Consider the following 7,136-nt stretch of genomic DNA (forward strand, 5'->3'; position numbering starts at 1 on the left):
TGCGCGCAGGTGCCGGCCGGCGCGCTGTCGGCCAACGCCTGCTCGTCGGAATGCAGCACCTCGCCCTGCAGCGAGACGCAGGCCAGCCGCGCCGTGTCGACCGCGATCTCGATGCCCATGAGCGCGCGCACGCCGACATTGATCTGCAGCGGGGTCGAGGGCCGCCCGAGCCCGTCGGCCACCGCGGCGCCCGATTCGCTGAGCCAGCCCTCGTCGAGCAGCTCGCGCACCAGCAGGCTCACGGTCGACTTGGTGAGGCCGCTCTCGCTCGCGAGCCGCGCGCGCGACAGCCCCGGCTGCGCGCGCAGGAGCCGCAGCAGCACGCTGCGGTTCATGCGCTTGAGCAGCTGCTGGTCGCCGATGGTCTTCATGCGCGGGGCCGGATGGAAAAGCCTCAGGCCGCGGCCACCGCCGTCGCCGCGTGCGGCGCCTGCTCTCGGCCCTCGGGCCGCTTGCCCGCGATGATCATGCCGAGCACCTCGTCCTCGGTGACGTCGGCCGTGCGGTAGGTGCCAACCAGCTTGCCGTTCTTCATCACCGCGAGCCGGTCGCTCAGCGAGAACACGTCGGGCATGTCGTGGGTGATCAGGAAGATGCCCACGCCGTCGTCCTTGAGCTGCTTCACGAGCCGGCCGACCATCGCGGTCTCCTCAGGGCCGAGCGCGGCGCAGGGCTCGTCCATGATCAGGATGCGCGCGTTGAAGTACAGCGCGCGCGAGATCGCCACCACCTGGCGCTGGCCGCCCGAGAGGCGGCGCACCGGGATGCGGATGTTGGTGAAGTTCTTGTTCAGGCGCTGGAACACCTTGCGTGCCTGCACTTCCATGAAGTGGTCGTCGAGCGTGTTCCAGGCCGTCATCTTCTCGCGGCCCAGGAACAGGTTGGCCACCGAGTCGAGGTTGTCGGCCAGCGCCAGCGTCTGGTAGATGGTCTCGATGCCCTGCGCCTGCGCCTCGGCCGGGGTGCGGATGTTGACCCTGTCGCCCGCGATGCGCACCTCGCCCGAGTCGATCGGGTAGGCGCCCGCGAGCATCTTCATCAGCGTGGACTTGCCGGCGCCGTTGTGGCCCAGCAGCGCCACCACCTCGCCCGGATAGAGGTTGACGCTCACGCCGTCGACCGCCTTCACGCCGCCGAAGGCCTTGCGGATCTCCTGCAGTTCGACCAGCGGCCGGGTCTTGTCGATCTCGGCCATCTTCAGTTCTCCCCGAATTTGCGGCGATAGAGCACGTCGAACACCACGGCCACGATCAGCACCTGGCCGATGATCACCATGCGCTTGCCGATCGGCACGTCGAGCAGCAGCATGCCGCTGTCGAGCGACTGCATGATCAGCGCGCCCAGCACCGAGCCGAAGATCGAGCCGCTGCCGCCGGCCAGCGCGGTGCCGCCGATGACGGCCGCGGCGATCACGTAGAGCTCCATGCCGGTGCCCAGCGAGTTGGTGCCGGCGTTCAGCCGCGCGATCGAGACGATGGCCGCGATGGTCACCAGCACCGCGAGCAGCGCGAACAGCATCAGCGTGACGCGCTTGACCGGAATGCCCACCAGCGCCGCCGCATCGGGGTTGCCGCCCATCGCGAAGACGTAGCGGCCGAAGCGCGTGCGGTGCACGATGAACGACAGCACGATCGCCACCACGGCCCAGATCAGCACCGGGATCGGGATGCCCTGCGGCGCGTCCTTCGAGTCGATCTTGTAGTGGTTCATCACGGCCGCGAACAGCAGCACCACGGCCGCCGGCACCGCGGTCAGCAGCAGCTCGATCCACAGCGGCTCGTTGGGCATCTCGTGGCGCGTGCGCGCGCGCCGCTTCTGCACCATGCGCGCGAACAGCACCACGGCCACCAGCCCCGCGATCACCCAGCTGGCCGTGACGCCGATGCCACCGTCGTAGCCGCCGCCCAGGCGCTGGAAGAACTCGTCGTTGACCGGCTGGGTCTTGCCGTCGGCCACCAGGAAGGCCGCGCCGCGGAACGACATCAGGCCGCCGAGCGTGACCACGAACGAGGGCACGCCGAGCACCGCCGTGAGCCAGCCCTGGTAGATGGCCACCAGCAGCGCCACCGCGAGCCCCGCGAGGCAGGCCGTGGGCCAGGACCAGCCCGAGGTGTACTGCAGGTAGGCGATCAGCACGCCCACGAAGCCCATCACCGAACCGACCGAGAGGTCGATGTGGCGCGCCACGATGATCAGCACCATCACGGTCGAGACGATGCCGACCACGGCCGTCTGCTGGGCCACGTTGTAGAGGTTCTCGGGCGTGAGGAACACGCCGCCCGACATGAGGTTGAAGGCGATCGCCAGCACCGCCAGCAGCACGCACATCAGCACGAGCCGCAGGTCGATGCCGGTGCGGCGCCACCAGCCTGGGGTTGGATTGCTCATTGGAGGACTCCCTCGGAGAAAACGGGATGGGCGGCGGCGGTCACGGCCGGCCCGTCGGGGACGGGGCCCGCGCCCTGCCGCGGATCGCGCGCGGCGCGGCGGGACGCACCGCGCGGTGCGCCCCCTGCCCTGTTCTTACTTGCAGGCCGCCGGCGCGTTCGCGCCCGAGACGCCCTTGCAGAGTTCGTCCTTCTTGATCCAGCCGGCCTTGACGACCACGTCGAGGTTGTCGCGCGTGACCGGCACCGGCGTCAGCAGGCGCGAGGACAGCGAGACCTTCTTCGGGCCCGAGTTCCAGGTGCCGGCCTTCTCGACCGGCTTGCCCTGCGACAGCGCCAGCGCGGCGCTGGCGGCCTCGCGGCCGAGCTCGCGCGAGTCCTTGAAGATGGTGGCGGTCTGCGTGCCCAGCGCGATGCGGTTGAGCGCCGCGAAGTCGGCGTCCTGGCCCGACACCGGGATGCCGCGCAGGCCCTTGGCCGTGAGCGCGGCCACCGCGCCGCCGGCCGTGCCGTCGTTGGCGGCCACCACGGCATCGACCTTGTTGCCGTTCTTGGTGAGGATCTGCTCCATGTTCTTCTGCGCCACCTCGGGCTTCCAGCCCTCGGTGTATTCGTCGCCGACGATCTTGATGTCGCCCTTCTTGATGGCGTCGGCCAGCACTTCCTGCTGGCCCGCGCGCAGGAAGTCGGCGTTCGGGTCGCTCGGCGAGCCCTTGATGATCACGTAGTTGCCCTTGGGCTTGACCTTGAGCACCTCGCGCGCCTCCATGCGGCCGACCTCGACGTTGTCGAAGGTGATGTAGAACACGCCGGGCGCCTCGATCAGGCGGTCGTAGGCCACCACGGGCACCTTCTGGCGCGTGGCCTTGGTCACGGCGGGCAGGATCGCGTCCTTGTCCATCGCCAGCACGATCAGCGCCTTCGCGCCCTTGGCCATCAGGCCCTCGATGTCGCCGAGCTGCTTCTCGGGCGAGCCGCCCGCATCGGCACTGATGTACTTGGCGCCGAGCTTCTCGAGCTGCGCCTTGATCGCGGCCTCGTCGGTCTTCCAGCGTTCTTCCTGGAAGTTGGACCAGCTCACGCCGACCACGGTCTGGGCCATGGCGCCCACGGCCGTCAGACCGAAAGCCATGGCGGCCAGGGTGTGTTTCAGTTGCATCGATGTCTCTCCAGTGTTGAGTCGCCCGGTGCAGGCGGCCTGTGCTTCGGGACCGGCGCGCGAAGGCCGGAACCCGCCCCATGCCACGCCTGTGGTTCGCCGCGGACCCGATTGAGAACCTTGGCGCTACTTAGTTTGGCTGGCGAACTAACTATCCCATCGCAGGCGTGGCGCGGGCATCGGGGAATTCCCCGAGCGGATCGGACGGACGGGGGGAAAAGGAGGCGCGCCGGCTCAGGGCGCGGGTGCGTTCGCCGGCGCGGGGGCCGGCCAGGCGACCTCGCTGGCCACGCGCGGCTTGCCCATCGGCGCGCCGGCCTTGCCGATGCGCACGGCCGCCATGTCGGCCTCGCTCGGGTACTGGTCCGAGAGCCAGTAGTCGAACACGCGGCGCGCGATCGGGGCGGCGGCGCCGGCGCCCCAGCCGGCGTTCTCGACGATCACGGCGAGCGCGATCTTGGGATCGTTGACCGGCGCGAAGGCCATGAACAGCGCGTGGTCGCGCTGGTGCTCCTCGAGCGCGCGCGCGTTGTACTTGGTGTTCTGCGCCTGCGTCACGGCCTGCGCCGTGCCGGTCTTGCCGGCCGCCTGGTAGCCCGCGCCCGCGAACACGCTGCGCGCGGTGCCGCTGGTGACCACGCTGGTCAGGCCCTCGCGGATGACCGCGATGTTGGCCGCCGTGAGGCCCAGGTTCACGCCCGGCGGCTGCGGCAGCGGCACCACCTGGCCGCTGACGGTGTCGCGCGTGGCGAGCGCGAGGTGCGGCTTGTGCTTGATGCCGCCGTTGGCCACGATCGCGGTGGCCTGCGCGAGCTGCAGCATGGTGAAGGTGTTGTAGCCCTGGCCGATGCCCAGCGAGATGGTCTCGCCCGCGTACCACTTCTTCTGCTCGGGCCGCTTGTAGGTGTTGCGCTTCCACTCGGTGCTCGGCAGCACGCCGCGCACCTCGCCGCCGAGATCGATGCCGGTGATCTGGCCGAAGCCCAGCGGCTTCATGAAGTCGTGGATCAGGTCCACGCCCATCTCGTTGGCCAGCGAGTAGTAGTAGATGTTGCTCGACAGCTGGATCGAGCGGCGCATGTCGACGCCGCCGAGGTTGCCCTCGGGGCTGCCGAAGCGGTGGCCGCCGAAGTTGAAGTAGCCGGGGTCGTTGACCACCACGCTGGCGCCGCGCTTGCCGGTCTGCAGCGCGGCCAGCGCCATGAAGGGCTTGTAGGTGGAGCCGGGCGGATAGGTGCCGCGCAGCGCGCGGTTGAGCAGCGGCTTGTCGATCGACTCGGTCAGCGCCTGCCAGCTCTCGGTGTCGATGCCCTCGACGAACAGGTTGGGGTCGAAGGTGGGCTTGCTCACGAAGGCCAGCACCTCGCCGGTCTTGGGATCGATCGCCACCAGCGCGCCGCGCCGGTCGCCGTACATCTCCTCGACCAGCTTCTGCAGCTTGATGTCGATCGACAGCATGACGGTGTTGCCCGGCGTGGCCGGGTGGCTCGCGAGCCGGCGCACCGCGCGGCCGCCGGCCGAGGTCTCCATCTGCTCGACGCCGGTCTGGCCGTGCAGCGTCTTCTCGTAGCTCTGCTCGATGCCGAGCTTGCCGATGTAGTCGGTGCCCTTGTAGTTGGCCTGCTCTTCCTCGTCCCAGTCCTCCATCGCGATCTTCTCGCGCTGGTTGATGCGGCCGATGTAGCCGAGCACGTGCGAGCCCAGCTCGCCCTGCGGATAGTTGCGGAACAGCCGCGCCTTGATCTCCACCCCCGGAAAGCGGTAGCGCTGGGCCGCGAAGCGCGCGACCTCCTCGTCGCTCAGGCGGGTGCGGATCGGGATCGAGTCGAAGCTGCGCGAGTCCTCGCGCAGGCGCTTGAAGCGGCGCCGGTCGCGCGGCGAGACCTCGACCACCTGCGTCAGGTCGTCGATGGTCTGCTCGACGTCGCCCACCTTCGAGGGCGTGATCTCGAGCGTGTAGGCCGAGTAGTTGGAGGCCAGGATGATGCCGTTGCGGTCGAGGATCAGCCCGCGGTTGGGCACCACCGGCACCACGGCCGTGCGGTTGCTCTCGGCCTGCTCGGCCAGGTCCTCGTGGCGCGTGACCTGCAGGTAGATCAGCCGCGACGACAGCAGCCCGAAGGCGAACAGCACCGTGAGGCCGATCACGATCACGCGGCGCTTGAAGCGCGCGAGGTCGGCGGCGACGTTGCGGATTTCGGTCATGGGCGGCGAACGGTCAATGGATGAGCTTAGGCTTCATGCGGTGGCGAGGCAACCGGCCCGGCATCGCCGGTGCCGGCGGGCACGAAGTCCACCGTGGCGCCGAGCGCGCGCAGGCTGCGCAGGTCGGCTTCCAGATGAGTTTGGAAACCGCTGCACAGTTCCAGCGGCAGCGCCTTGAGCAGCGCGAGCGCGCGTGCCGGCGCGACGCCGAGCAGCCGCACCAGGCATTGCGCGACCTCGACGCGGCGTGCGCCCGCATCGCGCAGCACCAGCGCGCCGCGCGTCCAGTGCGCGGGGTCGAGCGGCGCGGACGGTTCTTCCGCTTCGGGCGCGTCCATGGCCTCGGCGAGGTTGGCGCGGATCTCGCGCCAGGGCGCGCCCTCGGTGCCGGGCTCGCGCTCGATGCGCGCGAGCATCGCGCCCGGGTCGTCGCCCAGCGCCGCCAGCGACTGCAGCAGCGCGCCGAAGCGCTCGATCGACGCGGCCACGGGCGACGGCGTCCAGCGGCCGGCCGAGGCCGGTGCCCACCAGACCGGGTAGCCTGCGTCGGCCTCGCGCAGGTCGATGAAGTAGGGATCGCGAAAGTAGTTGGCCGCCACCGCGAGCCAGGCGGGATGCCACTGGCCCGGCGCCTCGCTGCTCAGGTCCTCGCCGGTGTGGCCGTGCGAGCGGTAGCCGACCTGGAAGGCATCGATGCCGCCGGGCTCGGGATACCACTGCGGCAGCCCGAGGTCGCCGACCACGAGGGCGGCGTCCACGAAGGCCTGCACGGACGGCGGCAGGGAAGGCCCGGCGGCGGACATGGTCACAAGGGACGGTTTTCGTCGGGCTCGGGCGTGCGGCGCTGCGGCGCCAGCAGCACGAAGGTGGCCAGCGGCCACAGCGCGGCCTCGACCGCCGGCGAGATCAGCACCGACCAGCCCGGGAACACCCCGCCGCCGAGGATGCGCGTGACGATCTCGATCAGCTGCGACAGCGCGAACAGCGGCAGCACCTGCAGCGCCTGCGACAGCACCGGATACCAGAGCAGCCGCCGGTGGATGGTGATCGCGAAGAAGCCCAGCGTGGTGTAGGACAGCGCATGCTGGCCGAGCATCGAGGCCTGGTGCACGTCCATCAGCAGGCCGAAGACGAAGGCGGCGCCGATGCCCACGCGCATCGGCTGGTGCACGCCCCAGAACACGATCGCCAGCGCGAGCAGGTCGGGCATCCAGGCGGCGCGGCCGATCGGGACCATGTTGATCAGCAGGGCCACCACCAGGCTGCCCCACATGAACACGGGGCTGACGGGCAGCAACAGCTGCTGCTGGCCGGGTCGCTTGATCATCGCGCGGCCTCCGCGGGTTTCTTCGCGGCGGCGGCGGCGCCGTTCTTCTCGGACGCCT

General features: G+C 70.0%; 7 protein-coding genes. All 7 read right to left on the bottom strand.

What is annotated here, in order from left to right; translation table 11 throughout:
* A partial coding sequence (locus tag AC27VN_RS27870) for a winged helix-turn-helix domain-containing protein (RefSeq protein ID WP_490878632.1) occupies nucleotides 1-371 on the bottom strand: 371 nt, incomplete at its 3' end.
* Between the two features lie 23 nt (nucleotides 372-394).
* Nucleotides 395-1,195 (bottom strand): ATP-binding cassette domain-containing protein, encoded by an 801-nt coding sequence (locus AC27VN_RS27875; RefSeq protein WP_093344099.1) that lies wholly within the window; start codon nucleotides 1,193-1,195, stop codon nucleotides 395-397.
* 2 nt (nucleotides 1,196-1,197) lie between these two features.
* Nucleotides 1,198-2,388 (bottom strand): sugar ABC transporter permease, encoded by a 1,191-nt coding sequence (locus AC27VN_RS27880; protein WP_093344098.1) that lies wholly within the window; start codon nucleotides 2,386-2,388, stop codon nucleotides 1,198-1,200.
* A 135-nt stretch (nucleotides 2,389-2,523) separates the two neighbouring features.
* Nucleotides 2,524-3,546, bottom strand: a complete 1,023-nt coding sequence (xylF, locus tag AC27VN_RS27885) for a D-xylose ABC transporter substrate-binding protein (protein ID WP_093344096.1) — start codon at nucleotides 3,544-3,546, stop codon at nucleotides 2,524-2,526.
* Nucleotides 3,547-3,780: 234 nt separating this feature from the next.
* Nucleotides 3,781-5,751 carry a penicillin-binding protein 2 gene (gene mrdA, locus AC27VN_RS27890; RefSeq protein WP_093344095.1) on the bottom strand — a complete coding sequence of 657 codons (1,971 nt, stop codon included), beginning with the start codon at nucleotides 5,749-5,751 and terminating at the stop codon, nucleotides 3,781-3,783.
* Nucleotides 5,752-5,777: 26 nt separating this feature from the next.
* Nucleotides 5,778-6,554 (bottom strand): hypothetical protein, encoded by a 777-nt coding sequence (locus AC27VN_RS27895; RefSeq protein WP_490878633.1) that lies wholly within the window; start codon nucleotides 6,552-6,554, stop codon nucleotides 5,778-5,780.
* A gap of 2 nt (nucleotides 6,555-6,556) precedes the next feature.
* Nucleotides 6,557-7,078, bottom strand: coding sequence for a rod shape-determining protein MreD (mreD, locus tag AC27VN_RS27900; RefSeq protein WP_093344091.1), 522 nt, complete (start codon nucleotides 7,076-7,078; stop codon nucleotides 6,557-6,559).
* Nucleotides 7,079-7,136: the final 58 nt, after the last annotated feature.

It is taken from the genome of Variovorax sp. 20P10.2.4 (genome assembly GCF_058244205.1).

Bases quoted from the DNA above. Each gene is read 5' to 3' on its own strand.
- AC27VN_RS27875 (WP_093344099.1), bottom strand. From the start codon at position 1,195: ATGGCCGAGATCGACAAGACCCGGCCGCTGGTCGAACTGCAGGAGATC.
- AC27VN_RS27880 (WP_093344098.1), bottom strand. From the start codon at position 2,388: ATGAGCAATCCAACCCCAGGCTGGTGGCGCCGCACCGGCATCGACCTG.
- xylF (WP_093344096.1), bottom strand. From the start codon at position 3,546: ATGCAACTGAAACACACCCTGGCCGCCATGGCTTTCGGTCTGACGGCC.
- mrdA (WP_093344095.1), bottom strand. From the start codon at position 5,751: ATGACCGAAATCCGCAACGTCGCCGCCGACCTCGCGCGCTTCAAGCGC.
- AC27VN_RS27895 (WP_490878633.1), bottom strand. From the start codon at position 6,554: ATGTCCGCCGCCGGGCCTTCCCTGCCGCCGTCCGTGCAGGCCTTCGTG.
- mreD (WP_093344091.1), bottom strand. From the start codon at position 7,078: ATGATCAAGCGACCCGGCCAGCAGCAGCTGTTGCTGCCCGTCAGCCCC.